Annotated in this window: 23 protein-coding genes; 14 read left to right on the top strand and 9 right to left on the bottom strand. The window is 70.4% G+C overall.

Going from position 1 to position 26075, the window contains the following annotated elements:
- The first annotated feature begins 8 nt into the window (after positions 1 to 8).
- Together ACIBG8_RS53025 and ACIBG8_RS53020 are read left to right on the top strand one after the other, a co-directional pair.
- A complete protein-coding gene (locus tag ACIBG8_RS53025) occupies positions 9 to 1610 on the top strand; it encodes a sensor histidine kinase (RefSeq protein WP_397351051.1) in 1602 nt (533 codons plus the stop codon).
- Complete coding sequence (locus ACIBG8_RS53020) at positions 1607 to 2293, top strand: response regulator (protein ID WP_397351050.1); 687 nt, start codon at positions 1607 to 1609, stop codon at positions 2291 to 2293. The genes ACIBG8_RS53025 and ACIBG8_RS53020 overlap by 4 nt, the downstream gene beginning before the upstream one ends.
- Positions 2294 to 2978: 685 nt before the next feature.
- On the opposite strand, the gene secY is transcribed toward ACIBG8_RS53020, so the two are convergent.
- Positions 2979 to 4268, bottom strand: a complete 1290-nt coding sequence (secY, locus tag ACIBG8_RS53015; protein WP_397351049.1) for a preprotein translocase subunit SecY — start codon at positions 4266 to 4268, stop codon at positions 2979 to 2981.
- A 228-nt stretch (positions 4269 to 4496) separates the two neighbouring features.
- On the opposite strand from secY, the gene ACIBG8_RS53010 reads away from it, so the two are divergent.
- On the top strand, positions 4497 to 5099 hold the full coding sequence (locus ACIBG8_RS53010) for an AAA family ATPase (protein ID WP_397351048.1): 603 nt from the start codon (positions 4497 to 4499) through the stop codon (positions 5097 to 5099).
- On the opposite strand, the gene ACIBG8_RS53005 is transcribed toward ACIBG8_RS53010, so the two are convergent.
- Entirely contained in the window at positions 5041 to 5658 is a 618-nt protein-coding gene (locus tag ACIBG8_RS53005) for a TetR/AcrR family transcriptional regulator (RefSeq protein WP_397351047.1), read from the bottom strand. The two genes, ACIBG8_RS53010 and ACIBG8_RS53005, sit on opposite strands and share 59 nt — an antisense overlap.
- Before the next feature lie 18 nt (positions 5659 to 5676).
- Between ACIBG8_RS53005 and ACIBG8_RS53000 the strand changes: the two genes are divergently transcribed.
- On the top strand, positions 5677 to 8199 hold the full coding sequence (locus tag ACIBG8_RS53000; RefSeq protein WP_397351045.1) for an ATP-binding cassette domain-containing protein: 2523 nt from the start codon (positions 5677 to 5679) through the stop codon (positions 8197 to 8199).
- 104 nt (positions 8200 to 8303) lie between these two features.
- Here ACIBG8_RS53000 and ACIBG8_RS52995 read toward each other — a convergent pair whose 3' ends face one another.
- The 3 genes from ACIBG8_RS52995 to ACIBG8_RS52985 are packed head-to-tail and all read right to left on the bottom strand — an operon-like array spanning position 8304 to position 11402.
- Positions 8304 to 9554: a sugar ABC transporter permease gene (locus ACIBG8_RS52995; protein WP_397351044.1), complete on the bottom strand. Its 1251-nt coding sequence runs from the start codon at positions 9552 to 9554 to the stop codon at positions 8304 to 8306.
- Positions 9551 to 10321, bottom strand: coding sequence for an ATP-binding cassette domain-containing protein (locus tag ACIBG8_RS52990; RefSeq protein ID WP_397351043.1), 771 nt, complete (start codon positions 10319 to 10321; stop codon positions 9551 to 9553). The genes ACIBG8_RS52995 and ACIBG8_RS52990 overlap by 4 nt, the downstream gene beginning before the upstream one ends.
- A 1-nt stretch (position 10322) precedes the next feature.
- Entirely contained in the window at positions 10323 to 11402 is a 1080-nt protein-coding gene (locus ACIBG8_RS52985) for a sugar ABC transporter substrate-binding protein (RefSeq protein ID WP_397351223.1), read from the bottom strand.
- A 199-nt stretch (positions 11403 to 11601) separates the two neighbouring features.
- Between ACIBG8_RS52985 and ACIBG8_RS52980 the strand changes: the two genes are divergently transcribed.
- The 3 genes from ACIBG8_RS52980 to ACIBG8_RS52970 are packed head-to-tail and all read left to right on the top strand — an operon-like array spanning position 11602 to position 14569.
- Positions 11602 to 12720, top strand: a complete 1119-nt coding sequence (locus ACIBG8_RS52980) for a sensor histidine kinase (RefSeq protein WP_397351042.1) — start codon at positions 11602 to 11604, stop codon at positions 12718 to 12720.
- Positions 12710 to 13411, top strand: coding sequence for a response regulator (locus tag ACIBG8_RS52975; protein WP_397351041.1), 702 nt, complete (start codon positions 12710 to 12712; stop codon positions 13409 to 13411). Before ACIBG8_RS52980 ends, ACIBG8_RS52975 begins: the two co-directional genes overlap by 11 nt.
- 57 nt (positions 13412 to 13468) lie before the next feature.
- Positions 13469 to 14569, top strand: a complete 1101-nt coding sequence (locus ACIBG8_RS52970; RefSeq protein WP_397351039.1) for a hypothetical protein — start codon at positions 13469 to 13471, stop codon at positions 14567 to 14569.
- Here the strand turns inward: ACIBG8_RS52970 and ACIBG8_RS52965 are convergent.
- Positions 14563 to 14787 carry a hypothetical protein gene (locus tag ACIBG8_RS52965; RefSeq protein WP_397351038.1) on the bottom strand — a complete coding sequence of 75 codons (225 nt, stop codon included), beginning with the start codon at positions 14785 to 14787 and terminating at the stop codon, positions 14563 to 14565. The two genes, ACIBG8_RS52970 and ACIBG8_RS52965, sit on opposite strands and share 7 nt — an antisense overlap.
- A complete protein-coding gene (locus tag ACIBG8_RS52960) occupies positions 14784 to 14990 on the bottom strand; it encodes a DUF6158 family protein (protein WP_397351037.1) in 207 nt (68 codons plus the stop codon). The genes ACIBG8_RS52965 and ACIBG8_RS52960 overlap by 4 nt, the downstream gene beginning before the upstream one ends.
- A gap of 95 nt (positions 14991 to 15085) precedes the next feature.
- On the opposite strand from ACIBG8_RS52960, the gene ACIBG8_RS52955 reads away from it, so the two are divergent.
- From ACIBG8_RS52955 to ACIBG8_RS52930, 6 genes are all read left to right on the top strand, one after another.
- Positions 15086 to 16018: a LysR family transcriptional regulator gene (locus ACIBG8_RS52955; RefSeq protein ID WP_397351036.1), complete on the top strand. Its 933-nt coding sequence runs from the start codon at positions 15086 to 15088 to the stop codon at positions 16016 to 16018.
- A gap of 84 nt (positions 16019 to 16102) precedes the next feature.
- Positions 16103 to 17569 carry a S1 family peptidase gene (locus ACIBG8_RS52950; protein ID WP_397351035.1) on the top strand — a complete coding sequence of 489 codons (1467 nt, stop codon included), beginning with the start codon at positions 16103 to 16105 and terminating at the stop codon, positions 17567 to 17569.
- A 54-nt stretch (positions 17570 to 17623) separates the two neighbouring features.
- The gene (locus ACIBG8_RS52945; protein WP_397351034.1) at positions 17624 to 18601 is read left to right on the top strand and encodes an LLM class flavin-dependent oxidoreductase; all 978 of its coding nucleotides are present in this window, start codon (positions 17624 to 17626) and stop codon (positions 18599 to 18601) included.
- Positions 18602 to 18661: 60 nt separating this feature from the next.
- A complete protein-coding gene (locus tag ACIBG8_RS52940; protein ID WP_397351033.1) occupies positions 18662 to 20035 on the top strand; it encodes an MFS transporter in 1374 nt (457 codons plus the stop codon).
- A 10-nt stretch (positions 20036 to 20045) separates the two neighbouring features.
- Entirely contained in the window at positions 20046 to 20477 is a 432-nt protein-coding gene (locus ACIBG8_RS52935; protein WP_397351032.1) for an SRPBCC domain-containing protein, read from the top strand.
- The gene (locus ACIBG8_RS52930; protein WP_397351030.1) at positions 20467 to 20802 is read left to right on the top strand and encodes an ArsR/SmtB family transcription factor; all 336 of its coding nucleotides are present in this window, start codon (positions 20467 to 20469) and stop codon (positions 20800 to 20802) included. Before ACIBG8_RS52935 ends, ACIBG8_RS52930 begins: the two co-directional genes overlap by 11 nt.
- Here the strand turns inward: ACIBG8_RS52930 and ACIBG8_RS52925 are convergent.
- A complete protein-coding gene (locus ACIBG8_RS52925) occupies positions 20786 to 22081 on the bottom strand; it encodes an MFS transporter (RefSeq protein WP_397351029.1) in 1296 nt (431 codons plus the stop codon). The two genes, ACIBG8_RS52930 and ACIBG8_RS52925, sit on opposite strands and share 17 nt — an antisense overlap.
- Before the next feature lie 36 nt (positions 22082 to 22117).
- On the opposite strand from ACIBG8_RS52925, the gene ACIBG8_RS52920 reads away from it, so the two are divergent.
- Positions 22118 to 22867, top strand: a complete 750-nt coding sequence (locus ACIBG8_RS52920; RefSeq protein WP_397351028.1) for a helix-turn-helix domain-containing protein — start codon at positions 22118 to 22120, stop codon at positions 22865 to 22867.
- On the opposite strand, the gene ACIBG8_RS52915 is transcribed toward ACIBG8_RS52920, so the two are convergent.
- Complete coding sequence (locus ACIBG8_RS52915) at positions 22864 to 26010, bottom strand: discoidin domain-containing protein (RefSeq protein ID WP_397351027.1); 3147 nt, start codon at positions 26008 to 26010, stop codon at positions 22864 to 22866. The two genes, ACIBG8_RS52920 and ACIBG8_RS52915, sit on opposite strands and share 4 nt — an antisense overlap.
- Positions 26011 to 26075: the final 65 nt, after the last annotated feature.

Below are 26075 nucleotides of genomic sequence, written 5' to 3'. Positions count from 1 at the left end.
GGGGGACGGTGACCGAGCACAGGCACGAGAGCGGCCGTCTGCGGCGGACGCTGTCACGGCTCACCAGGGCGGGCGACGTGCCCGTGGTGGTGATGCTGGCGTGGGCGGGGTGGCTGGCCGTTCCGTGGTCGTTCAGCGGGCTGGCCCAGGCACGGGCGGCGGCCGCAGCGGCCGCCAACCCCTCCCCACCGCCGGACACCACCTACACCACCACCCCACCCGCCCAGGGCACCCCAGCAGGACGCGACGCCCTGGCCACCCACACCACGCAGGCCACCCCACCCGCCCGCGGCACCCTGACCGCGCGCGGCACCCTGGATGCGCGCGGCACCCTGGATGCGCACACCGCGTTGGGCGCCCCGCCCGCGCGCGGTGCCCTGGATGCGCACACGGCGCTGGGCGCCCCACCCGGACACGCCGCCACACACGGCACTCCGTCCGGCCACAGCACCCTGCCCCCGCCTGCACCCGGCGCCACGACCTACGGCACCCACGGGACCGTGTCCTTCAAGGACGGCGCCGCCTACGGACGCCTCTTCGCCTCCCCTCCTGACACCACCCAACTCGACCTCCGGACACCCTTCGACGCCGACGCACGGGTCACGGACGGCGATGCCGAACAGGGGCAGTTGGCCGTGGAGCGGGCGCGGATCGCGGGTGAGGTGCACGACGCGGCAGGACACGGCCTGGCCGCGATCGCCATGCAGGCCAAACTCGCCCTGCTGATGTTCGACGAGAACCCGGCGCAGGCCCGCGCCTCCCTGGAAGCCATCCGCGACACCAGCACCGAAGCCCTGGCCCACCTGCGCGCCGCCCTCGACACCATCGACCCCGCCCCCGACCCGGACGACCTGGTGAAGCTCATCGACGGCGTGCGGGCAGCGGGGCTGCGGGTGGATTTCGAGCCCGCCGCCTCCCCCATCCCCGCCCACCTGCGCGGAACGGTCTTCCGTGTGGTCCGCGAGTCCCTCACCAACGTCCTGCGCCACGCGGGCACTGCCAGCGCTTCGGTACGGCTGGCCAACGACCCGTGCGCCTTCGTCCTGGAGGTCGCCGACCACGGCACCGCCGTACCGTGGAAGGGCGTGACGGAGGGACGGGGCGTGAAGGGCATGCGCGCCCACGTCACAGCCGCAGGCGGCCACTTCACGGCAGGCCCCCGCCCGGACGGCGGCTTCACCGTCGAAGCCCGCTTCCCCCAGCCCCGAACCCCCCAGAACCCCCTCGAAACCCCCGAGACCACCACACCCCGACAGACGGCTCCCTCCATCGCGAAGTCAGCACACGCCGCCTCAGCAACTCGCCTGCCCGACGCGGCGACCCGCCTCGACCCGGTGGCGCAGACCGCCCGAGCGAGCCACCCCGACGTGGCGGTACTGCCCGATGCGGCGACCCGCCCAGATGCAGCCGCATGTCCCCATGGGTCGACAGGACCCAACGCGGTGACTGACCTCAACGCGGTGACTGACCTCAACGCGGTGACCGACCCAAACGCGGTGACCGACCTGAACGCGGCGACGAACCCCTTGACCGCCCACGACCTGACAGCGGACCACGAGGTGGTCGCGGATGGTGTGCGGCGCGGGGACCGTGGCGTGTGGGAGGCATGACCGGGGTGGAATCCCCGCAGGAAAGCGTGGGACGGCAGGTCCGAGTGGCGATCGCCGACGACCAGGCCGTGGTCCGTATGGGCCTGCGAGCACTGATCGAACGCGAGCCCGACCTCGAGTGCGTCGGCGAAGCCTCAGACGGCGCCCAAGCCCTGAAGCTCCTCAAAACCACCACCCCAGATGTCCTGCTCCTCGACATCCGCATGCCGGGCATGGACGGACTCGACACCCTACGCGCCATCGCCGACGATCCGACGTTGACGGGCACGAAGGTGGTGGTGGTGACGACCTTCGCCCTGGACCAGTACGTCTTCGCCGCCCTCCAGGCCGGGGCCAGCGGCTTCCTCCTCAAGGACAGCGCCCCCGACGAGCTGGTCGGCGCGATCCGCGTGGTGGCGTCGGGTGAGGCGCTGCTGTCCCCCGCGGTCACCAAGCGCGTGATCGACCTGTTCGGCAGGCACGGAGTGGCGCCGGTGGAGGGCCTGGACACGCTGACACCACGCGAACGGGAGATGGTGGCGTGGGTGGCCACCGGCCGCTCCAACGACGAGATCGCCGGGGAACTGGTCATCAGCCCGGACACGGTCCGCACCCACGTGAGCCGAGCCATGATCAAGCTCCACGCGAGGGACCGCGCCCAACTCGTCGTCTTCGCCATGCGCGCCGGCCTCACCCTCCCCTAACCCTCCAACCCAGGACCAGCCAAGAGGCCCAGAGGCGGGCCGGTGCCAAGAGGCCTAGAGGCGGGCCGGTGCCAAGAGGCCCAGAGGCGGGCCAGTGGCCAAGAGGCGGGCCGATGGGTAGCGAGCTCCTCACCAAGGACCGCCCAGAAAGACCCCAGACGAGGATCGCAGGTCGACGCTCTCAGGCGGGGGTGCGCGATGGGAGGCGCGGGGTCGTGGATCGCGGCAGCGGGTTGCGGGTCGACGGTGGCGGGATCGGGGTCGCGAGCACCGCGTCGCGAGTTGTGGGCGCGGGTCGTGAGGGTGGGTGGGGCACGGGTCGTGAGGCTGGGGGCGCGGGTGAGGGCCGGAGTCGCGGGTTTCGGGTCGCGAGCGTCGCTCGCGAGTGGCGGGCGCCGCGTCGCCAGTGGCTCGCGCGGCTCGCGGGCGCGACTCGCGAGCGCCGCGTCGCGGGTTGCGGGCGTGGGTTGCGGGGCGCGGGGCGCGGGGCGCGGGGCGCGGGTCGCGGGGCGCGGGTCGCGGGTTGAGGGGCGCGGGTTGAGGGCCGGTCGGGTTTTCGGGGTCACAAGCGTCGCTCGCGAGCGGCGGGCGCGGCTCGCGGGCCAGGGTCGCGGGCGGCGGGCGGCGGGCGGCGGGCGGCGGGCGGCGGGCGGCGGGCAAGAGTTGCGGAGCGTAGGCGGGGTGGTTAGCGGAGGAGGGCTTCGTAGTTGCGTTGTTGGAGTTGGGCTTCGATCTGCTTCACGGTGTCCAGGCCGACGCTCACCATGATGAGCACCGTGCTCCCCCCGAACGGGAAGTTGGCCTGCGTCGAAGGATCCTTGAGGACGGCGAAGGCCAGCAACGGGATCAGCGACAAAGCACCCAGATACGCCGCCCCCGGCGCGGTCAGCCGGGACAGAACGTAGGCCAGGTACTGGGCTGTCGGCCGTCCCGGGCGGATTCCTGGGACGAAACCGCCGTACTTCCGCATGTTGTCGGCCACCTCCACCGGGTTGAAGGTGATCGACACGTAGAAATACGTGAACCCAACGATCAGCAACGTGTAGACCGTCATGTACAGGGGGTGGTCTCCGGCCACCAGATAGCGCTGGATCCAACCACCGAAGGAGTCGCCCAGCATCGGGGCCGCCATCGACGGCAGCGCCAGCAACGACGAGGCGAAGATGACCGGAACGATCCCCGCCTGGTTGACCTTCAGGGGGATGTAAGTGGACGTCCCGCCGTACATTCGGCGTCCTACCAAACGGCGTGCGTATGTGACAGGGATCCGGCGCTGGGCCTGTTCGACGAAGACCACCGTCGCCACCAGGACCACCCCGGCCACCAGCATCACCACCAGCGCCACCGGGCTGCGCAGGTAGATCGTCGAAAGGTACGACGGGAACACCGCAACCACCTGGGTGAAGATCAGGATGGACATTCCGTTCCCGATCCCCCTGTCGGTGATCAGTTCGCCGAACCACATCACCACGCACGTGCCGGCCACCATCGTCACCACGACCACGACCACCGCCAGCAGCGAGGTCGAGTGCAGCAGCGGCTTGGCGCATCCGGACATCAGCGTGCCGTTCCTGGCCAGCGCCACGATCACGGTGGCGTTGAGGGTGGCGAGGCCGACGGTCAGATACCGCGTGTATTGGGTGATCCGCGCCTGCCCCGACTGCCCCTGCTTGCGCAGGGCCTCCAGCCGCGGGATCAGCGTCGTCAGCAACTGCACCAGGATGCTGGCCGTGATGTACGGCATGATGCCGAGCGCGAACACCGACAGCTTCAGCATCGCGCCCCCGCTGAACAGCTGCAGCATGTCCATCACCCCGCCGCGCGCCCCGCCGAGGCACTCCCGCACGGACACCACGTCCACCCCGGGCGCGGGCATGATCTGCCCGATCCGGAACAACACGATGATCCCCAGAGTGAACAACATCTTCTTCCGGAGGTCGGGCACGCGGAAGGCTCGGGTGAACAGGCTCAGCATGCCGCCGAGTCTGTCCGCGAACCCCCCGCGCGTCGTCAGCGCGCAAGCGGCTCCCGTGTACGCAGATCAGCGTAGAAAGGACCGTAGAAGCGGAGCAGGGCCGCTGAGTGCGGCGCAGAGATAGGAGGGTCTCCTCTCCGGAGAGTCGAGGGCGCTCTCGAGACGAGGAGTCATTCTCTAAGGAGCTCTCAGGGGGCGTGAAGTGGATCAGCGTGTGAAGGGCCGACCGTGAAGCGCGGTGCGTTGTGGGTGGTCAGCGGGCCGCCAGGGGCGGGCAAGTCGACCGTGGCCAGGGCGCTCCTGTCCCGGCTCACCCCGGTCCCCGCCCTGCTCGACAAGGACACCGTGTACGGCGACTTCGTCGCGAAGGTGCTCGACGCGTACGGCAGGCCGTACGGCGAGAGGGAAGGCGCCTGGTACGACGACCACGTCAAGCACCTGGAGTACCAGGGCCTCACCAGGCTGGCGAGAACCATCAGGGAGACCGGTTGCCCGGTGATGCTGGACGGCCCCTTCACCTCCCAGGTCCACGACCGCACCAGGTGGCAGGCGTGGGCCGAGGAGCTGGGCGGCCCGCCGGTCCACCTGGTCTGGGTACGCTCCGACGGCCCCACCCTGCGCGAACGGCTGACCGCGAGGGCTCTGGACAGAGATCACGGCAAGCTCGAAGCCTTCGACGCCTACCTCAAGGCCATCAGGGTGGACGAGCCGCCGGTGGTCGACCACCTGGAGATCGACAACCGGGCAGCCGCCAGACCGATCGACGACCAGCTCACCGAGGCGGGTATGCCGCCGCGAGGATCGACGGGATGCGCGGAACCAGCCGGGTGAAGACGCCTGTCTCGTAGGAGTCCGCGGGCGAGTTGCTGAGCTGCTGCGTGATGAGCCCGGCGATGAGGCTGGGCGCCAGCGCCAGCCCTTCCTCGGAGGCCGCCAAAGGCCCCAGCTCCCCCAATGCCACCGCTTCCCTGATAAGTCCGGACATGTGGCGGTGGATCTCCAGAGCAGGCTCGTAAGCCGCAGCTGTCGGCACGAATCCGGGAACCGGCCGCCAGAACAGCAACTGCGCCAGCACCTGGTTCTCCATGATCCACCGCGCCCCCGACTCCAGCGCCGCCCCCAGCCCCTCCAACCCCGCCGACGACGCCGATCCCCGCCGGACGGCGTCGAGGTAGGCCTGCTGCCCGCGCAGGAACAACGCGTCATAGACCGCATGCCTCGACGGAAAGTACTTGTACAGCGAAGGCGGCTTCACCCCCAACCGCCTGGCCACCGTCGCCAGGCTCAGCCCGGCGACGCCTTCCTCCCCCATCACCTGCAGCGCCAACGACAGGATCTCGTCCTGCGTCTCCGCCCGCCGCCGCGCCCGCCGATCCAAAGTGTCAGTCACACCGTATAGCTTAGGCTTATGGGTATAGCCAAAGCTATAGAGCTGTCCGGCCTGCGCCAGAACAACCTCAAGGACGTCTCGCTGAGCCTGCCCAAGGAGCGGCTCACCGTGTTCACCGGCGTCTCGGGCTCAGGCAAGTCCTCGATCGTCTTCGCCACCATCGCCGTGGAGTCGCAGCGCCAGCTCAACGAGACCTATCCCAGCTTCATCAGGAACCGCCTGCCCAGGTTCGAGCGCCCGCGCGCCGCCACCATGGCGCACCTCACCCCCGCCGTGGTCGTCGACCAGCGCCGCGTGACCGGCAACGCGCGCTCGACGGTCGGCACGATGACCGAGGTGCTGTCGATCCTCAGGGTCCTCTTCTCGCGGTACGGCATGCCGTCGGCGGGCGAGTCCAGCGCTTACTCCTTCAACGACCCCAGCGGCATGTGCCCCGAGTGCGACGGCCTCGGCAGGACCGTGCGCGCCGACCCGTCCCGCATGGTGGACGACGAGCTGTCGCTCAACGACGGCGCGCTGACGCAGCACGCGGTCGGCACGTGGACGTGGCAGCTATACGCCCGCTCCGGCCTGTTCGACCCGGACAAGCCGATCAAGGACTTCACCGCGGAGGAGCGCGACCTGCTGTTGTACGGCAGCGGCATCCGGGTGCCCCGAGGCAGCGGCACCAACGCCTACGAGGGGCTGATCACCCGGTTCAACCGGCTCTCCCTCAACCGCGACACGGACGCGACGGACAAGCGCGTGGTCGTGGAGGCGCCGTGCCCGGAGTGCGGCGGCGCGCGACTCAACGCGGCGGCGCTCGCCTCCAGGATCGGCGAACACAACCTGGCCGACTACTGCGCAATGGAAATCGGCGACCTCATCGAGGTGCTCTCAACACCCGAAGCCGACGGGGCACGCGCCACCGCCGGTGCCGGGGGGCTCGACGCGAAACGCGACTCCGCCGCTAAGGCCAACAGGGGCGACACGGCACTCGACCCCGCTGGGGCCGACGCCGAAGGGAGCGACACGGCACACAGCCCCGCGGGCGCCACGTGCGAGCGGGGCGACGTGGCGGCCGAGGCCGACGGGGGCGACGCCGTACGCGACCCCGCGGGCGACGGGGCACGCGACACCGCCGGAGCCAAGGGGCTCGAAGGGAAACGCGATCCCGCAGCCGCCAGGGCCAACGGGGGCGGCACGGTGCGCGGCCCTGCGGGCGCCGGGGGTGAGGGGGGCGGGTCCGCGTGGGGCTCTGTGGTGGCTGAGGCTGTGCGGGCGCTCAGGAGGATCGACGGGATCGGGCTCGGCTACCTCACGCTGGACCGGGCCACGAGCACGCTGTCCGGCGGCGAGGCCCAGCGGCTCAAGACCGTCCGCCACCTGGGCAGCAGCCTCACCGGCATGACCTACATCTTCGACGAGCCCAGCGTCGGCCTGCACCCCGCCGACGTCTCCCGCCTGGGCGAGCTGCTCCTGGAGCTCCGCGACAAGGGCAACACCGTGCTCGTCGTCGAGCACGATCGCGACGTGATCGCCCTGGCCGACCACGTCGTCGACATGGGACCGGGCGCGGGCGCGCAGGGCGGTGAGGTGGTGTTCGAGGGTACGGTCACCGGACTGACCAGGTCAGGCACGCTCACCGGCAAAAGGCTCAAGAAACCCACCGGGCTCAAACCCGCCTACCGCGAGCCCACCGGATGGCTGAGGATCAGCAACGCGAGCATGCACAACCTCAAGCGCGTGACGGTAGGCGTGCCGACCGGCGTGCTCACGGCGGTCACCGGCGTGGCCGGTTCCGGCAAGAGCACGCTGGTCTCCCAGCTCCCGCCCGGCGCGCTGTTCGTCGACCAGTCGCCCATCGGCGCGTCCATCAGGGCCACCACGGCGACCTACCTCAACCTGATGGACCAGATCCGCCGCAGTTTCGCCAAGGCCAACGGAGTCGAGGCGGCGCTGTTCAGCCACAACTCCAAGGGCGCCTGCCCGGTGTGCGAGGGCCGCGGCGAGATCAAGGTCGACCTCGCGTTCATGGACCCGGTGACGACGACGTGCGAGGCCTGCCACGGCACCCGCTACAGCGCGGAGGCGCTGTCGCACACTCTCGACGGCCGCACGATCGCCGACGTGCTGGCGATGACGGCAGACGAGTACGGCGTGCCGGTCCTGTCCGAGCTCGGCCTCGGCCACCTCACGCTCGGCCGGGCGCTGAGCACGCTGTCCGGCGGGGAGCGTCAGCGGCTGAAGCTGGCGCACCGGCTGCGCGAGAGCGGCAACGTGTACGTCTTCGACGAGCCGACCACGGGCCTGCACATGGCCGACGTCGACACGTTGCTGGCCCTGCTCGACCGGCTGGTCGACGGCGGCAACACGGTGATCGCGGTGGAGCACGACCTCGACGTGGTCAAGCACGCCGACTGGGTCATCGACATGGGACCGGGCGCCGGGAAGCGGGGCGGCGAGGTGGTGTTCGAGGGCACCCCGGCCGCGCTGGCCGAGGCCTCCACCCAGACGGCGAAATATCTCGTCAAATCACTCGATAGTGGCGGTCGCGTCTAGAAACGGGGGAGGTCTCAAAGAACACCTCACAAAAGAGACCTCCCAACACATATCTCCCCTCAAAAGGAGATGGAGGGTCTCCTCTCTGGAGGGTCGTGAGCGCTCTACGCCCGCCCGGACGCCTTCTGGCTGCGCCGCGAGACGGAGTCGATGACCACCGCGGCCAGCAGCACGGCGCCGGTGACCATGAACTGGATGGAGTTGCTCACGCCCTGCAGCGCCATGCCCGACGCGATCGACTGGATGACCAGCATGCCCAGCAGCGCCGAGTACGTGGTGCCGCGCCCGCCGAACAGCGACGTGCCGCCGATCACCGCCGCCGCGATCGCCATCATGAGCACGTTGCTCTGCCCGGTCGCCTGGCTCGCCGACGAGATGCGGGAGGCGGCGAAGATGCCGCCGATCGCGGCGAACGAGCCGGAGATGACGAACACCGAGATGCGGATGAAGGCGACGTTGATACCTGCCCGCCTGGCCGCCTCGATGTTGCCGCCGACCGCGAAGATGCTGCGCCCATAGCGGGTACGGCGCTGCACGAAGTCGGTGATCACCACCACCGCCAGGAAGATCAGGAGCGCCAGCGGCAGGCCCTTGTAGAGGTTGAGCACGTACGCGGCGCCGAAGGCCACGACGCCCAGCACCGCCGTACGGAAGACCAGGTCGCCCATGGTGCGGGTCGGGATGCCCGCTGCCCTGCGCCGGTTGTTGCCCACCCACGACACGAAGAAGAACAGCGCGGTCGCGACGGCGGCCAGGCCGTACGCGGCGATCACGTAGCCGAAGTAGGTGCTGGTCAGCTCGGAGACCAGCCCGTTGTCCGGCAGGTTGATCGTGCCGTTGGGCCCGAGCACCCAGAGCTGGAATCCGGTCCAGGCGAGCATTCCGGCCAGCGTCACCACGAACGACGGCACGCCGATCTTGGCGAAGAAGAAGCCGTGGATCAGCCCCATCACCGCCCCGACCGCGACGGCGACGACGATGGCCAGGAAAGGGTTCCAGCCATTGTTGACGTTGAGTACGGCGAGCACCGCTGCGCAGGCGCCGCTCACCGCCCCTGCCGACAGGTCGATCTCGCCGAGCAGCAGCACGAACACGATGCCGACCGAGATCAGCCCGGTCGCCACGATGTCGACGCTGAGGTTGGACAGGTTCTGCGCCGACAGGAACTGGCTGTTCAGCGTCTGGAAGATCAGCCAGATGACGATCAGCCCGACCACCACGGGCAGCGAGCCGAGCTCGCCACCCTTGACCCGCCGCTTGAACTCGCCGAGGTATCCGGCGAACCCCTGCTCGCGGACCAGCAGCCGCGGGTCGACCTGGGCTTCGGCGGCAGGCCCCGCAGGCGGCTCGGTCATGGCTGCTCCCCGTGTCGTGCCCTGCGGCGGGAGACGGCGTTGTCGGTCGCCCCCGTGATCGCCGAGATGATCTCTTCCTGCGTGGTGCTGCGCGCGTCGAAGAAGCCGTTGTTGCGCCCCAGCCTGAGCACAGCGATCTTGTCGGCCACGGCCTTCACGTCGACCATGTTGTGGCTGATGAGGATCACCCCGAGCCCCTGGGTGCGCAGCCGTTCGACCAGGTCGAGCACCTGCGCGGTCTGCTCGACGCCCAGCGCGGCGGTCGGCTCGTCGAGCATGACCACCTTGGGCTCGCCCAGCAGCGAGCGCGAGATGGCGACCGTCTGCCGCTGGCCGCCGGACAGCGAGGCGACCGGGATCCGCACGCTCGGGATCTTGATCGAGAGCGTGTTGAGCAGGTCGCGCGAGCGCTTCTCCATCGCCACCTCGTCGAGCACGCCGAGGCGGCTGAGCTCGTTGCCGAGGTAGAGGTTGCCGACCACGTCGAGGTTGTCGCACAGCGCCAGGTCCTGGTAGACGGTGGCGATGCCGAGCGTCTGCGCGGCGGACGGGCTGCCGATCGTGACCGGTCTGCCGTCGAAGCGGATGACGCCCTCGTCGGGCGGTCCCACTCCGGCGATCACCTTGATCATGGTCGACTTGCCCGCGCCGTTGTCGCCGACCAGCGCGACGACCTCGCCCGCGTTGACCTCGAGCTCGACGTCGCTCAGCGCCTGCACGGCGCCGAACCTCTTGGAGATGCCTTCCAGGGACAGGACGGGGGCCACGTTACTCGAGCCCCGCCGCCTTGCAGGCGGCCTCGACGGCCGGGGTGCAGATCTCCTGCACGGTCCAGAAGCCGTCCTTGACCACGGTGTCCTTGATGTTGTCCTTGGTCACCACGATGGGCGTGATGATCTGGGCGGGGATGGCCTTGTTGGTGCCGTTGTCCACGGTCGTGGTGCCGGTCACGGCCTGGCCGGTGCCGAGGGCGACCGCCATCTGGGCGGCGTTCTCCGCCTCCGGCTTGATCGGCTTGTAGATCGTCATGGTCTGGGTGCCGAGCAGGATCCGCTGGATGGCGGCGAGCTCGGCGTCCTGGCCGGTCAGCGGGGTGCCCGCCTTGACGCCCGCGTTCGACATGGCCTTGGCGATGCCGCCGGCCATGCCGTCGTTGGCGGAGTAGACGCCGATGACCTTGTCGGCGCCAAGCGCGGTGAAGGCGCCGGCCGCCTCGGTGTTGGCCTGGTCGGGGCTCCAGTCCGGGGTGTCGTACTCCTTGCCGATCGTCACCTGGCCGTCGAGCACCGAGTGGGCGCCCTTCTTGAAGTCGCCCGCGTTCGGGTCGGTGGGCGAGCCGTTGATCATGACGATCGGGCCGCGCTTGGGGTCGCCGCCCGCCTTGATCGCGTCGAGCAGGGCCTCGCCCTGCATCTTGCCGACCTGGAGGTTGTCGAAGGAGGTGTAGCCGTCGATGGGGCCGCTGGCCAGCCGGTCGTAGGCGAGGATCTTGGCGCCCTGGCCCGCTGCCTTGGTGATCGACGAGGCGATGGCCTTGGCGTCGACGGCGTCCACGATCAGGACCTTCACGCCGTTGGTCAGCATGGAGTCGACCTGCTGCTGTTGCTGGTTCGGGTCCTGGTTGGCGTTGTTGTAGACCACTTCGCACTTGGGGCAGAGGCCCTTGATCGCCTCGGTGATGTACGGCTTGTCGAACTTCTCGTAACGCGCCGTCTTCGTCTCGGGCAGCAGCAGGCCGATCTTGAAACCCTGGTCGACCGTGCCGATCGCGCTCGAACTCCCGGACGGCGAGGCTCCGCTGCTACCGCCGGACTGCCCTGCCGTACCGCAGGCGGCAAGGCTGACCATCAACAGCGCACCACCAATGACCTGTGCTTTCACCACGAACCCCCCGATTCGGACGTGTCTGGCCGAGCCGTACCCGGTGACGGGCGGTAATCCCCGCGCACTTGCCACACCTTTGCCGGGCAATGTCGGGTCTTTTCGGGACACGCCAAGATCGGGACCCTCCTCAGGGCGCTGACCTGCGCATATCTATGATCATTCAATGCACGACAGCTTTGTCGAGAAATATCCGCTGTTGTTGGATGTTGCGTGGATGGTGCCGGTGGGGGCGATGAGCGTCGTCACGGTGGGCGACGCTCCGGTGGTCGAGCTGCTGCTCTCCGCGGGGACGCTGCTGCCCTTGCTGTGGCGCAGGATGTATCCGCTGACCGTGTTCGTGGTCGTGTCCGCCGTGGCGTGCCTGCAGATCGCGCTCGGATGGCCGATCATCGTCGCCGACGTCGGGCTGGTCGTGTCGCTGTTCTCGGTGGCCGCGCTCTGCTCGCTGCGGCTCGCCCTCACCGCCATGGTCGCGGCCTGCCTGGGGCAGATCGTGTGGATCATCCGCTACCCGGCGGACTCGACGCCGCCGATGTTGCTGGCGCTCCTGCTGGCCATCGTGCTCATCTGGACGAGCGGGCGGAACACGGGCACCAGGCGGCTGGCCGTACAGGCGTTGAGGGAACGCGCGTTGCTGGCCGAGGAGGCGGCAGAGAACGACGTGAGCGCCGCCGTGACCGAGGAGCGGGTGCGCATCGCGCGGGAGCTGCACGACACGATCGCGCACAACGTGAGCGTGATGGTCGTGCAGGCCGAGGGCGCCCGGCTGACGATGGGGCGCGACCCGGCGGCGGCCGAGCAGGCGATCCGGCACGTGGTCGAGGCCGGGCAGGTGGCGCTGTCGGACATGCGGGAGATGGTGGCCATGTTCCGCAGCCAGTCGCCACTCCCCTGGCCCGGCAGGTTGAAGACCCTGGTGACCCGCATGGAACGGGCGGGCCTCCACGTCGATCTGCGGATCGAGGGGACCCCGCCGAAGGAGCAGCGGCAGATCGTGCACACCATCGTGCGCGAGGGACTGACCAACGCGCTCAAACACGCGGGGCCTGGGGCGAAGGTGACGGTCCGCCTGGAAGCCGACGAGACCGGCACGGGGCTGACGGTCGAGGACGACGGCGGCGGGGCCAGGCTCCGGCTGGTGCGCGGCGGCCACGGCCTGACCGGGCTGCGCGAGCAGGTGCGGGGGCTCGGCGGCGCGCTGGAGACGAGCCGCCTGCGGCCCGCCGGGTTCGCGCTCACCGTCCGCCTGCCGCACGAAAGGGGGCTGCGCGATGCGGCCTGAGAAGAGGAGGGTCCTCCTCGTCGACGACCAGGACCTGGTCAGGGCCGGGCTGCGGATGATCCTGGAGTCCGCGCCCAGCATCATCGTGACCGGCGAGGCGTCCGACGGGGCGGACGCCCTGCGGGCGCTGCGCGAGTCGCCCGCCGACATCGTCCTCATGGATGTGCAGATGACCGGGATGGGCGGCATCGAGGCCACGAGCCTGATCAAGGCAGAGTTCCCTCAGACCGCCGTGGTTCTGCTGTCGGCGTTCGACGACGACGAGATGGTCAACGACGGCCTGCGGGCCGGGGCGGACGGCTTCCTGCTGAAGGCCACCGAGTCGGAGACCCTGCTGAGCTGCCTCGGGCAGGTCGGCAAAGGGCGGGTCGTCGTGGACCCCCGCATCGCCAGGCGGCTGGTCGACCGGCTGCTCAACGAGGTGCCCGCCCAGAGCACGCCGCCCGGGGAGCTGACGCCGCGCGAGAGCGAGATCTTCCAGCTCGTGGCCACGGGCCTGCCCAACGCCGAGATCGCGGAGATTCTGTCCCTGTCGCCCGTGACGGTACGCTCACATGTCGACAGCATCCTGTGCAAGCTGGGGCTCAGCCACCGTCCTGAGATCATCGTCTACGCGTACCAGCACGGGATCATCAGCGTTCCGATGAGAACCCAGCGAACCACTGAGCTCGGAGATCCTCCGACAGAGTGACATTCGGCGAATATCTGTCACATAGCGTTATTTCCGTACCCCTCGGAAAGGAACGTTATGGCCACCTGCGTCAAGTCACACGTCGTCTCCCTGGCACTGTGCCTGATCGCCGCGGTGACCGGATCGGTCCTCATCGTCGCAGCTCTGCTCAACAACGGCGCCGAGCAGGGCCGCTTCACCCAGTGCTTCTCCAGCGAGCGCATGGACCTCGTGGTCCTGCCGTCGAGCTTCCCCGCGGCCATCGACGAGCGGCCGCCCACGACGCACCAGCTCGCCAAGCTGCGCGGCATCGCCGGGCTCGACGCCGTGCGCGAGGTGCGCGGCGGGCCCGTGCACCTGTTCCGCGCCCCGCCCCGAAGCCCCGGGCTGCAGGCCGTGGCGCTGCCGGACTCCGGGCTGCCGATGTTGCCGCTCATCGAGGGGCACCTGCCCACGTCGCAATCAGACATCGTGCTTTATCAGGACACGGCCAAGCGGCTCAACGTCGGCATCGGCGACACCGTCACCTTCGCCAGCGCCAAGGGCACCCCGGTCAAGCTGCACGTCTCCGGGCTCATCGACGTCGACATGGACGCCAGGATGATGCCCAGGGGCACGGTCGGCATGACGCCCAAGGCGGCCGCACAGCTGTTCCAGCCGCTGGAGCTGCAGGGCCTGCAGCTCACCCTCGACTCGGGCGCCAACCCGACCGCCGTGCGCAACGCCGCCTCGGCCGTGCTCGGCACCCAGTACTCCGTCTACACCCGGCAGGACATAGCGGCCCGCCGGGCCGTCGACGACCAGGTCACCACCATCGCCCTCGCCGTGCTCGGGCTGACCTTCATCCTGGCCGCCGTCACGGTCAGCTGCACCATGTACGGCAGGCTGCGCGAGTCGTACGTCAGGCCGGCCGAGGACGTCGTCGACGAGCACGGCAAGGGGCCCGTGGGCAAGCTGCTCGTCTTCGACCGGCTGGTGGGGCTGGTCATCTCGGCCGCCTCGGGGGTGGCGATGGCGGCAGGGCTGATGGTGCTGCTGGCCAGCATGGGCGCCGACCTGCCGTGTTCGAGCGTGATGTCGATGTCCGGGGTGGCGATCGTCATCCCGCTCGCCGCCTACGCCTTCGCCATGTCGACCGCGCCGATCCCGCTCCTGATGAAGCGGCGCGGGCGTCAGTAGTCCAGGCCGAAGGTGTGCTCGCCCAGGGCGAAGCCGTCCCCCTGCGGGACGACGTGGCCCTGGGCGACGAGCTTGGCCAGGCTCTGCCGTACCGACTCCTCGGGGAGGTCGGCGGAGCGCGCCACCTCGTCGCGGGTGGAGGCCCCGCCCGCGACAGCTTCGTAGACGGTGATGTCGGTGTCGGACAGCGCCTGGACGTCGTGGTCGCGGGCCATCATCGGAGCCTTCCCGGGTCGATCTCGCGTTGGGGATGCCGGCGCAGGTATTCGGCTTCGAGTTCGCCGGTGCGCGTGGTGTGGTTGGCGAGCGCGTCGTCGGGTCCGTGGAGGAATGTCTCGGTCCGGGTGGCGTGGAGATGGCGCAGCTCGCGCAGGAGAACCTCGTCCGTCAGCTGCTGTGGATCGATACCCATAGTCGTCATGGGGGTCTCTTACCCGAATAAGCTTCCACAATTTCTGTCACATTTCCTGACATGCGGGCATTGCAGCTTGGCGAGACCCGTCTTACCTTCCGGTTATGGACCTCGAGCTCAGGCATCTGAGGATCATTCGCGCCATCGCTGATTCGGGCAGCGTGTCCAAGGCGTCCACCCAGCTCGGAGTCGCGCAGCCCGCACTGACCGCCCAGCTCAAACGCCTGGAGCGGGCGCTCGGCGGCACGCTCTTCGACCGCGACCGCACCGGTGCCCGGCCCACCCCGCTCGGCGAGATGGTGCTGGCCAGGGCGCGGGTGCTGCTCCCCGCCGTCAAGGAACTGCAGGACGAGGCGGTGAGATTCGCCAACTCCAGTCAATACGGCTACCGCATCGGCGCCACCAACGGCGCCATCCTGGGCGGCCTGGTCGACCGGCTGGCCGCGCAGCGCACGGTGTCCACGTTCACCTCGTGGTCGTCGTCGGAGCTGGCCGGCATGGTCGAGATGGGCCGCCTCGACCTCGTGCTGATCGGGGTGTGCGGCGACAGCCGCCCGCCCAACGACGCCATCTGCTGGGCCACCATCGGCACCGACCCGGTGTTCGTCCTGCTGTCGGCCACGCACCCGCTGGCCAAGGAGAAGGAGCTGGAGCTGGCCGAACTCGCCGACGAGCAGTGGGCGGTGACGCCGGGCGACGGCTGCTTCGCCGACTGCTTCGCCGCCTCGTGCGCGCGCTCCGGCTTCACCCCCAACACCATCTACGAGGCGGACGTCGCCACCTGCACCCACCTGGCGCAGGTCGGCCGCGCCGCCGTCCTCTGCCAGGCCACCCACCAGGCGGCCCCCGGGCTGGCGATGACGCCGATCGCCGGCGCCCCGCTGCGCTGGCGCCACCTGCTGGGCGTACGGCCGGCCACGCCGGGCGCCGCGTGGGTCGTCGACCAGGCCAGGCAGGCCCACGCCGACGCGGTACGGCGGAGCCCGGTCTACCACGACTGGCTGGTCCGCAATCCCGCGTTCGGTACGGCACCATAACGCGGCGATAGGGGCGAAATGGTAGCTCCAATCCTGCAGAGGCGGCCGTTACGTTGACGGCACCCCCAGCAGCGAGGAGTGAACATGCTTCGCAGCAGAGTGCTGGTCGCCATCGCGACCGGCACATTAGTCATGACGGCCACCCCAGCCGCCCCCGCGTTCGCCGACAACGACACCCTCTCCGCGGCCAAGCCCCCGCCCGGCCTGGTCGCCGCCGTGCAGCGCGACCTGGGCATCACCGAGGAGCAGGCGCTGGCCCGCCTGTCGAACGAGGCCAAGGGCAACGCGGCGGCGCCCGGCCTGCAGAAGCAGACCGGCGACAGTTACGCGGGCGCCTGGTACGAAGGGGCCGAGGCGACGTTCGTCGTCGCGACCACCGACCGGGCGCAGGCCAAGGCGATCGCGCGCGGCGGCGTGCCGGTGCGGGTCGTGGCCCGCTCGCTCAAGCAGCTCGAAGCCGTCAAGGACGGGCTCGACAAGGCGCAGGCCCCGGAGACGGTTTTCGGCTGGGGCATCACCCCGCAGGACAACTCGGTCACCGTTCAGGCCGCCGACCCCGCGGCCGCGACCGACTGGGTCAAGGCCAGCGGCGTGGACGCGGCAGCCGTACGCTTCGAGCAGGCGGCCGAGCGGCCCAAGCTGTTCGCCGACATCCGCGGCGGCGACGCCTACTACATCCCGTCCAAGGGTTACCGCTGCTCGGTCGGCTTCGCCGCCAGGCGCGGCACGCAGATCGGCTTCACCAGCGCCGGGCACTGCGGCGACGTGGGCAACGCGACCAACGGCTCCAACCAGCAGGCGCAGGGGACCTTCCAGATCTCCTCGTTCCCGACCAACGACTACTCGTGGATCTCGACCAACGCCAACTGGACCGCGCCCGGCGTGGTGAACGGCTACAGCGCCGGGATCCTGCCCGTCCGCGGCTCGACGGTCACCCAGCCGGGCGGCTCGGTCTGCCGCTCGGGCTCCACCACGCAGTGGCACTGCGGCACGGTCGGCGCGCTCAACCAGACCGTCAACTACGCCGAGGGCAGCGTCTACCAGCTGACCAGGACCAACGTCTGCGCGGAGGGCGGCGACTCCGGCGGCGCGTTCATCTCCGGCGACCAGGCGCAGGGCATGACGTCCGGCGGGTCGGGCAACTGCTCCAGCGGCGGCACGACCTACTTCCAGCCGATCGGCGAGATCCTCAGCGTCGGCGGCCTGACCCTCATCACCGCGGGCGGCAATCCGCCGACCGGGTGCGACGCCTACCGGGAGAAGTTCACCGGGTCGCTGACCTCCGGGCAGAACGTCTACCAGCCGACCGGCGGTTACTACGACACGACCGTCTCCGGGACGCACGCCGGCTGCCTCGACGGGCCCAACGGGGTCGACTTCGACCTGTACCTGCAGAAGTGGAACGGCTCCTCGTGGACCGTCGTGGCCACCAGCAACGGCTCAGGTCCTGACGAGTCCGTGTCCTACAACGGGACCGCGGGACGTTACCGTTACCGCCTGCACGCCTACTCGGGCTCCGGCGCCTACACCTTCGGCATGAACCGGCCGTAGTGCACACCGAGGGGCGTCCTCGCGGGCGCCCCTCCTTACACTAGTTTCATGCACGTGCATAAGTTTCCTCTGTCAGTCCTGGACCTGGCCCCGGTCAGCTCGGGATCCACCGCGGCCGAGGCCCTGCGCACCAGCACCGAGCTGGTCCAGCGGGCCGAGGAATGGGGCTATCACCGCTACTGGGTGGCCGAGCACCACGGCATGCCCTCGGTGGCCACCTCCTCCCCCGCGGTCCTCATCGCCCACCTGGCCGCCCACACCTCCACGATCAGGCTCGGCTCCGGCGGCGTCATGCTGCCCAACCACGCGCCGCTGATCGTCGCCGAGCAGTTCGCCACCCTCCACGCGCTCCACCCGGGACGCATCGACCTGGGCCTGGGCCGCGCGCCCGGCACCGACCCCGCGACGGCGGCGGCGATGCGCAGGGGCAACGCCGAGGACTTCCCCGCCGAGGTGGCAGCCGTCGCCGCCTACCTGGACGGCACGGCCCCCGTCCGCGCGATCCCCCAGAACGAGGACCGGCCGCCGATCTGGCTGCTGGGCTCCAGCGGCTTCAGCGCGCAACTGGCCGGGCTGCTCGGCCTGCCGTTCGCCTTCGCCCACCACTTCAGCGCCGCGAACACCGAACCGGCCCTGGAGCTCTACCGCGAGTCCTTCCAGCCGTCGGCGTGGCTCGACAAGCCCTACGCCATGATCAGCGCCAGCGCGATCGCCTCGGACTCCCCCGAGCTGGCCCACCAGCTGGCTCGCGGCCTGGGCCTGGGCATGCTCCGCCTGCGCACCGGCAACCCCGGCCCCATCCCCTCCCCCGAGGAGGTCGCCGCCCACCGCTTCACGGAGATGGAGGAGAACTTCGTCCAGACCTGGACCGCCAACGTGACCACCGGCGACGCGGAGACCGTCCACGCGGGCCTGACCGCCCTGCGCGAGCGGCTGGGCGTGGACGAGCTCATGATCACTACCGGCGTGTACGGCGCGGCCAACCGCCTGCGCTCCTACGAGCTCATCGCCAAGGAGTTCGCCCTCCATTGACGCAACCGAACGGTTGCCATAGTGTGGCAACCGTTCGGTTGCTATTTGTTGGAGGGTTTCATGAGTGCTGCAACCATCGAGGCCGACGCCGCGCCTCGGTTCGACGCCAGGCAGCGGTTGATCGTGCTCGTCCTGCTCGGGGCCGGGTTCATGCTGGCCGTCGACTTCTCGATACTCAACGTCGCGTTGCCCGCCGTCGGATCGGGGGTGGGGCTGGGGGTCGGCGGGCTGGCCTGGGTCACCTCGGCCTACGCGCTGCCGGCGGCCGGGTTCGCGCTGCTGTTCGGGCGGATGGCCGACCTGTTCGGGCGGCGGCGGCTCTTTCTCACCGCCATGGTCGTGCTCATCGGGGCCTCACTGCTCGGCGGGTTCGCGGTCAATCCCGAGATGCTGCTGACCGCTCGCGCGCTGCAGGGCGTGGCCACCGCCATGGCGGTCCCGGCCTCGCTGTCGCTGCTCACCACCACCTTCGCCGAAGGGGCGCTGCGCGAGCGGGCGCTGGGGCTCAACGGGGCGTTGCTGTCGGGCGGGTTCACGGTCGGGGCGCTGGTCGGCGGGGTCCTGGTGGACCTGCTCGGCTGGCGGTCCGCGTTCTTCATCAACGTGCCGGTCGCCGTCGTGATCCTGCTGCTCACGCCCTTCCTGGTCCGGGAGAGCAGCCTGCCGGGCCGGGTGCGGCTGGACCTGCCGGGTGCGGTCACCGTCACCGGCGGCCTCCTGGCGCTCATCTACGCGATCATCGAGAGGAACCTCGTCGCGGGTGTCGCCGGAGTGGTGCTGCTGGCCGCGTTCTGGGCGATCGAGCTGCGCGCCCCCGCCCCGCTCGCCCCGGTGCGCATCCTCAAGCGGCCCTCGGTGAAGTGGGGCAACCTCGCCGGTCTCGTGATCTTCACCATGGAACCGGCGATGATCTTCCTGATGACCCTCTACCTGCAGAAGGTGCTGGGCTTCTCCGCGCTGGCCACCGGGCTGATCTTCGGTGTGCCCGGCCTGGCCTCGGTGGCAGCCGGGGTGATCGCCGGGCGGCTCATCGGGCGGTTCGGCACCCGCGCCGTCCTCACGACCGGCATGGCCGTACAGGGGCTGTCGACCATCCCGCTGGTGTTCCTCGGCGACGACCGGATGGCGCTGGCGATCCTGATCCCGGCGCTGTTCATCGGGTTCTTCGGGCACGTCACGGCCATCGTGGCCTACACGGTGACCGGCACGTCCGGCCTGCCGGACGAGGAGCAGGGCCTGGCCACCGGGCTGACCTCGATGACCCAGCAGGTGGCCGTCACGATCGGCATCCCGATCCTGAGCGCGGTCGCGGCGACCCAGAGCGTGGAGCTGACCGGCATCCACCTCGCGCTGGTGGTGAACGTGGCCGTCACGCTCGCTGCCGCGGCGCTCGTCTGGTACGGCCTGCGCCGGCGGGCGGCCCTCACCCACTAACGTGGACGCCATGGGATTCCCCGACCGCATCGAGCGCACCGTGGAGATCGCCGCCTCGCCGGACCGGGTGTGGGCGGCGCTCACCACGGCCGAGGGCCTCAGCGCCTGGTTCGGCCACGAGGCGACGATCGACCTGAGCCCCGGCGGCGCGGCGCGGATGCGCTGGAGCGACGGGCACCAGGTCGACATGCGGGTGGAGCGCGTGGAGGAGCCGACCGCGTTCGGGTTCACCTGGCGGGCCTTCGGCGTGCCCGAGGACGACCCGCGCCGCACCTACGTCGAGTTCACCCTGGAGCCGGTCGGTGCCGGCACCCGGCTGCGGGTGATGGAGACGGGCTTCGCCCAGCTCGCCGACGAGACGTACCAGAAGGCGTACGACGCGCACACCGAGGGCTGGGGCACCGAACTCGGCGAACTGGTCGCGCACCTCGATGCGGCCTGAGGCGGAGGCGGTCGCCGAACAGGTCTTCACCGCGCTGGCCGACCCGAGCAGGCGCTCCATCCTGGCCGCGCTCGCGGCGGACGGCCCGGCCACGGCGACGGACCTGGCCAACCGGCTGCCCATCACGCGGCAGGCGATCGCCAAGCACCTGGCGCTGCTGTCCGATGCCGGTCTGGTGACCGCGGAGCCGGGCGAGCGGCGCCGCGTGCGCTACCGGCTGCGCTCGGCCCCGATGCAGGTGGCTCAGCAGTTCCTCGCCGCGCTGGCCCGCGACTGGGACGGCCCGCTGGACGCCCTGAAAGAGCACCTCAATCGCCAGGCTTGAACCCCAGCCAGACCCCGGCGGCGAGCACCACCCCGATACCGGTGAGCGCGGCGGTGAGCCCCCACTCCAGGTAGAACCCGCCCAGCAGCGCCACAGCCGTCGCCGAGGCCAGCATCGGGCCCGTCGAGTTCAGCGCCGCCAGCGCGCTCGCTCCGGATGGCCCCACCACCCTGGTCAGCCTGGCCATGAGCGGCGCGTACCCGGCCCCGTGCCCGATCCCGGCGAGCACGAGCAGCACCCACAACCACCCCTCCCCCGCGGGCAGCAGCACCGCGATCCCCACGACGGCCGCGGCGAACAGCGCGATCCCGGCGGAAGGCAGTTGCCGCCACGCCAGCCGCGGCCCGACCAGGCTCATCGCGCCGAACGCCACGGTGAACGGCAGGAACGTCAGCCCCGCCCGCAGCGGATCCATCCCGCGCTCCCCCTGCAGGTGCAGGGTCAGCGCGAACAGCAGCGCCGCGTACGCCCCGGCGAGCACGAAGCACGCGGCCAGCCCCGCCCAGGCCCGCCGTACGGCGGCGAACTCCAGCAGCGGCGCCGAGGCCCGCCGCTCGTGCGCGGCGAACGCCCCCAGCACCACGATCCCGGCGCCGAGCACCGCCCACGTCCAGGGCTGCCAGCCGTACTGGCGGCCGAGCAGCAGAGGCGCGATCAGCCCGAGCATCCCGCCGGTCAGCAGCAGGATGCCGACCGGGTCGAGCCGGACCGCCCGGCGCCCGGTCTCCGGCAGCAGGCGCAGCCCGGCCAGGAACGTCACCACCCCGATGGGCACGTTGACCAGGAACACCGCGCGCCACCCTGCGGCGGACACGACCAGCCCGCCGAGGAGCTGACCGAGCGTGGCGGCCAGGCCGAGCGTCATCGAGTACAGGCCGATCGCCCTCTTGTCGAACTCCAGCTGGATCAGCGCGAACACCTGCGGGATCATCAGCGCCGCCGCCACGGCCTGCGCCGTACGGATGGCCACGAGCACCCCCGCGGACGGCGCGGCAGCGCACAGCGCGGACCCCGCGGTGAAGCCCACCAGCCCGAGCAGGAACGCCCGCCGCTGCCCGAGCACGTCGCCCAGCCTGGCCCCGGTCACGATGAGCACGCCGAGGGTGAGGATGTAGCCGGAGGCGATGAGCTGCACGGTCACGCCGCTCGCGGCGAAGCCCGCCCGGATCGCGGGCAGCGCCACCGAGATCAGGCTGCTGTCCATGCTCGTCATCAGCTGCCCGGCCAGCAGCACCACCAGCGCGCCCCGACGGCCGGTGGCTATCATCGCTTTCGTCATGAGAAGGCACGGTCGCACCCGGCAGGCGGGCGGGTCTTGAACGAATATGACGACTTCTCGGTCCGGGTGATCGACTGCATCGCCACGACCCCGGGCTGGACGCCGCCGCGTCCCGTCGAGGCGCACGAGGTGGTCCTGGTCAGGCGCGGCAGGTTCCGGGTCAGCAGCGACAGCGACCGGCTCAGCCCCGACCCCACGCTCGGCTACCTGCTCGTGCCCGGCAGGGAGCACCGGGTCGCCCACCCGTCGGGCGACGACGTCTGCACGGTCATCACGGTCGCCGACCGGTTGTGGCACGAGATCACCGACGGCGTCCCGCCCGCCACCGTCGCGGTGCCCGTGGACGGCAGGCTCGAACTCGCCCACCGGGTCCTGTCCAACGGCGTCCTGGACCTGGCCGACCACCTGGTGCGCGTTCTCGCCCTGGTCAGCGCCGCTCCCGAGCGTCCGGTGCACACGCGCAGGTCAGCCGTCCTCGCCGCGGACGCCAGGGAGGCGCTCGTGTCCGCCCACCCCGACGCCACCAGCGTGGTACGGCTGGCCCGCGGGCTCGGTGTCTCCCCCGCGCACCTGAGCCGCTGCTTCGCCGCCCACTGCGGGATGCCGCTGACCCGGTTCCGCACCCGCCTCCGGGTCAGCCAGGCGCTCGCCCTGCTGGAGGCGGGCGCCCGCGACCTGGCCGCGCTGGCCACGGCCGTGGGCTTCGCCGACCAGGCCCACCTGTCCAGAGCGGTGCGCTCCGAGGTGGGCCTGTCGCCCGGCCGGGTCCGCGCCCTCTTCTGCTAGAACACCTCCAGCTCCGCGAGCTGCATGTGGTACGGGTCGCTGCGGTGCAGCGTCCCGACGACCCGCACGTGCCGCGCGGTGACGGGGGCGAAGGAGAAGCTCTGCGCCGACGCGTCGGGACGCGGGTAGCCGCTCCTGGTGGCGACCGTCGTCCACGCCGAGCCGTCCGCCGAGACCTGGACGGTGAAGTCCACGGGGAAGCCGTTGCCCGTGGACGGGCCGTCCGACCTGGCGTACAGGTCGACCTTGGAGACCAGGCTCGGCCCGCCGAGGTCGACGGAGGCCCACTCGGTACGGCTCGCCGTACCGGGAAGGCTGCTCCAGCCCATGGAGTGCCAGAGCGCCGACCGCGCGCCGTCGGTGAGGTTGGCGCGCAGCCACCCCTCGTTGAGGTACTCCACCGAGCTGGACGCGGTGACCGCCCGCCCGGCGGCGAGGTTGCCGCCCGCCGCCTCGATCTCGGCGAACTGCAGGTGGTAGTGGCCGAACGGGTCGGGACGCAGGTTGGTGCCTGTCACCTTGACGTAGCGCGCGTTCGTCGTCGCGAAGGGGAAGGTCTCCGCGCCGGACGGGCGCGGGAAGCTGGTCTTCGTGGCGACCGTCGTCCACGCCGAGCCGTCGGCCGAGACCTGGACCGTGAAGTCGATCGGGAAGCCCAGACCGGTGTTGGCGCCGTCGGAGCGCGGGTAGAGGTCCACCCGGCCCACCGGGCGGGCGCTGCCGAGGTCGACCTGGATCGACTCGGTGTGGTTGGCCCCCATCCCCGCCGTGGAGCTGCTCCAGCCCACGCCGGTGCGCACGCCGTCCACGGCACCGGCCGCCGACCAGCCGTCGCCCTCGTAGGAGCTGGACGTGGTCACCGCCCGGCCCTCTGCCGGGTTGGTCTCCGGGTTGATCCGCACGTTGTCGAAGCGGGCGCTGGCGCCGCCGGTCACCAGGGCGATCCCGCCGACGGGGAAGCCGGTGTCGTTGACGGTCAGCAGCTTCTTCGCCCCGGCGTACACGCTGATCGCCGAGCCGCGCGCGGCCACCCGCAGGCGGGTCCACTGGCCGGACACGTAGCCGGGGACGGTGGCGGTGCCGAGGCTGACGCCGCTGCGGTAGACGAAGACCTGGCCGTTGTCGCGCAGGGCGACCAGGTAGCCGCTGTCCATGTCGGTGCCGTTGAGGTTGCGCACCATGAGCCCGGCCCAGTTGGTGTTGCCGCCGCTGGCGTTCACCCCGGTGATCCGCACGTCGACGCCCGCGACGACGTCGCGGTAGGCGCGGCCCTCGAGCGCGGCGGTGATCCCCCAGTTGGCCGAGGAGTCCGCCTGCACGTACTCGCCGCCGCTGACCGACCAGGTGCCGGGACTGTCGGCCTTGTGCCGCCAGCTCGTCTCGCCCGAGGTGAAGTCGTCGGTGTAGGGGAAGCTCTGGTCGGGGCCGGTCGAGGCGAGCGCGTCGAGGATCTGCCGGTGCCGGTTGTCGACCTCGTAGCCGTTCAGCTCGTAGGAGGTGGAGTCGGTGACGAGCGTGTCCGCGATGGCCCGCGCGGTGACGGGCTTGGTCCTGGCCAGCAGGTTCAGCAGCTCCACGTCTTCAAGGCCGTCGAGCTGGGTCTCGCTGCGCACGCTGTCGTAGATGTCGTAGGCCGGCTTGTTCGGGCGCACCAGCCAGTTGTCGCCGGTCTGCCAGTCGTCGAAGGTGTCGGAGGGGCGGTTCAGGTCGCTGAAGTCCCACCAGAAGTTCCAGCCCCAGTGCAGGTAGCCGGTGCCGCCGATCTTCCAGGTCAGCCAGGGCGTGAGGCGGGTGGAGGCCAGGCTGTAGGAGATGAAGCGGTTCATCCGCTTGTCCTGCGGGACGATGCAGTTGTAGAGCCACAGGTCGGCGCCGCTGAGCCGGCGGCGCTGGTAGTAGCCGACGTTCCCGTCGTAGAGCCCGGTGTACGGCGTGGCCGTCGTCAGGTCCGCCTCCAGCTGGGGCAGGACGGCGAGGTGCGCCTCGTTGGTCAGGGGGTTGGGGAACGACTGGCGGTACTTGGCGTAGAGCCACTTGGCGGCGTTGACCTGGTTGGTGGTGGACGGCTCGTCCAGGGCGCTCATGTAGAACAGGTTCGTCCAGCCCTTGGCGTCCAGGTGCGCCTTGAGTGCGGGGAAGAGCTGGTCGAGGTAGCCGTTGGTCTCGGCGGTGTTCGGGTCGGCCAGGACGCGCTGCATCACGCCGTTGACCTTCTTCACCATGTCCATCTTGATGACGTCGTTCGCCTGGGGTTCGAGCAGGTGCGGGGTGTAGATGTACTGCATCGCCCCCGCGTCGGCGAAGGTCTGGACGAACCTGTCGAAGGTGGCCCAGCCGAAGCTGTAGGTGCCCGACGCGTCCACGGTGGTGTCGGGGATGAGCAGCGCCTGGAAGTCGGCGAAGATCACGTTGTTGCGGTGCCTGGCGTGGTTGGCGGCGATGTTGCCGATGACCTTCCACCAGTTCGCGTCGTACATCTGCACGCCGTACTGGGCGGGGATGGACCTGATGGTGCCGTTGTAGTCCCAGCCGGCCGAGGTGAACCAGTTGTTCATCTTGAACGTGGACCTGTTCGCGGCCGGGAGGGTCACGTCGTAGACGGTGAGCGCCACGTTGACCGCCACGTCGCCGCCGTCGCTCCTGACGGTGGCCGTCCCGGTGTAGCCGCCGGGCGCCTGGCCCGCCGGGACGCGGACGCTGTAGTGGTACGGCAGCGTCAGGTTGGCGGCCAGGGACTGCGGGGTGTTCTCCACCAGCGCGTCGTAGTAGGCGCTGCCGCCGTCCGGCGGGTTCTGGTACACGCCGATCTTGGAGATGTGCGGGTGGTTGTACTCGCGCCGCACGGTGATCGCCGAGGCGGGGATCGTCGCGCCGCCAGGCCCGCTCAGCGCGCCCGCCGTGACCTGCACGCCGGTCGCCGCGGCCGTCGACCTGACGAGGATCTGCGCCGCCTCGCTCTCGCCCTTGGCCGCGCGCAACGCGATCGAGGTGGGTGCGCCCGACGGGCGGGCGGTGGAGGAGAACGCCCGGTCCGCCGCGCTCTGCACCCAGACGGAAAGGTCGGCCGCCTGTGCCGGGACGGCGACGAGGAAGGACAGGACGAGGAGGGGTAACGCTGCCAGCGAGGTGGGTCTTAAAGCCATCGAAGCTCCTTCATGGGGTCCCCGAGCGCAATAAAACGTTTCAACGTGCTGGCATGACGGTAAGC

This window comes from Nonomuraea sp. NPDC050556 (genome assembly GCF_044457355.1).
GTDB lineage: Bacteria > Actinomycetota > Actinomycetes > Streptosporangiales > Streptosporangiaceae > Nonomuraea.
This window is presented reverse-complemented; position numbering and strand designations above follow the sequence as displayed.

What these genes read in the sequence shown, in the direction of transcription:
- ACIBG8_RS53020 (WP_397351050.1), top strand. Translation starts at nt 1,607, where the DNA reads ATGACCGGGGTGGAATCCCCGCAGGAAAGCGTGGGACGGCAGGTCCGA.
- secY (WP_397351049.1), bottom strand. Translation starts at nt 4,268, where the DNA reads ATGCTGAGCCTGTTCACCCGAGCCTTCCGCGTGCCCGACCTCCGGAAG.
- ACIBG8_RS53000 (WP_397351045.1), top strand. Translation starts at nt 5,677, where the DNA reads ATGGGTATAGCCAAAGCTATAGAGCTGTCCGGCCTGCGCCAGAACAAC.
- ACIBG8_RS52995 (WP_397351044.1), bottom strand. Translation starts at nt 9,554, where the DNA reads ATGACCGAGCCGCCTGCGGGGCCTGCCGCCGAAGCCCAGGTCGACCCG.
- ACIBG8_RS52985 (WP_397351223.1), bottom strand. Translation starts at nt 11,402, where the DNA reads ATGGTCAGCCTTGCCGCCTGCGGTACGGCAGGGCAGTCCGGCGGTAGC.
- ACIBG8_RS52980 (WP_397351042.1), top strand. Translation starts at nt 11,602, where the DNA reads ATGCACGACAGCTTTGTCGAGAAATATCCGCTGTTGTTGGATGTTGCG.
- ACIBG8_RS52975 (WP_397351041.1), top strand. Translation starts at nt 12,710, where the DNA reads ATGCGGCCTGAGAAGAGGAGGGTCCTCCTCGTCGACGACCAGGACCTG.
- ACIBG8_RS52970 (WP_397351039.1), top strand. Translation starts at nt 13,469, where the DNA reads ATGGCCACCTGCGTCAAGTCACACGTCGTCTCCCTGGCACTGTGCCTG.
- ACIBG8_RS52965 (WP_397351038.1), bottom strand. Translation starts at nt 14,787, where the DNA reads ATGATGGCCCGCGACCACGACGTCCAGGCGCTGTCCGACACCGACATC.
- ACIBG8_RS52960 (WP_397351037.1), bottom strand. Translation starts at nt 14,990, where the DNA reads ATGACGACTATGGGTATCGATCCACAGCAGCTGACGGACGAGGTTCTC.
- ACIBG8_RS52955 (WP_397351036.1), top strand. Translation starts at nt 15,086, where the DNA reads ATGGACCTCGAGCTCAGGCATCTGAGGATCATTCGCGCCATCGCTGAT.
- ACIBG8_RS52950 (WP_397351035.1), top strand. Translation starts at nt 16,103, where the DNA reads ATGCTTCGCAGCAGAGTGCTGGTCGCCATCGCGACCGGCACATTAGTC.
- ACIBG8_RS52940 (WP_397351033.1), top strand. Translation starts at nt 18,662, where the DNA reads ATGAGTGCTGCAACCATCGAGGCCGACGCCGCGCCTCGGTTCGACGCC.
- ACIBG8_RS52935 (WP_397351032.1), top strand. Translation starts at nt 20,046, where the DNA reads ATGGGATTCCCCGACCGCATCGAGCGCACCGTGGAGATCGCCGCCTCG.
- ACIBG8_RS52930 (WP_397351030.1), top strand. Translation starts at nt 20,467, where the DNA reads ATGCGGCCTGAGGCGGAGGCGGTCGCCGAACAGGTCTTCACCGCGCTG.
- ACIBG8_RS52925 (WP_397351029.1), bottom strand. Translation starts at nt 22,081, where the DNA reads ATGACGAAAGCGATGATAGCCACCGGCCGTCGGGGCGCGCTGGTGGTG.
- ACIBG8_RS52915 (WP_397351027.1), bottom strand. Translation starts at nt 26,010, where the DNA reads ATGGCTTTAAGACCCACCTCGCTGGCAGCGTTACCCCTCCTCGTCCTG.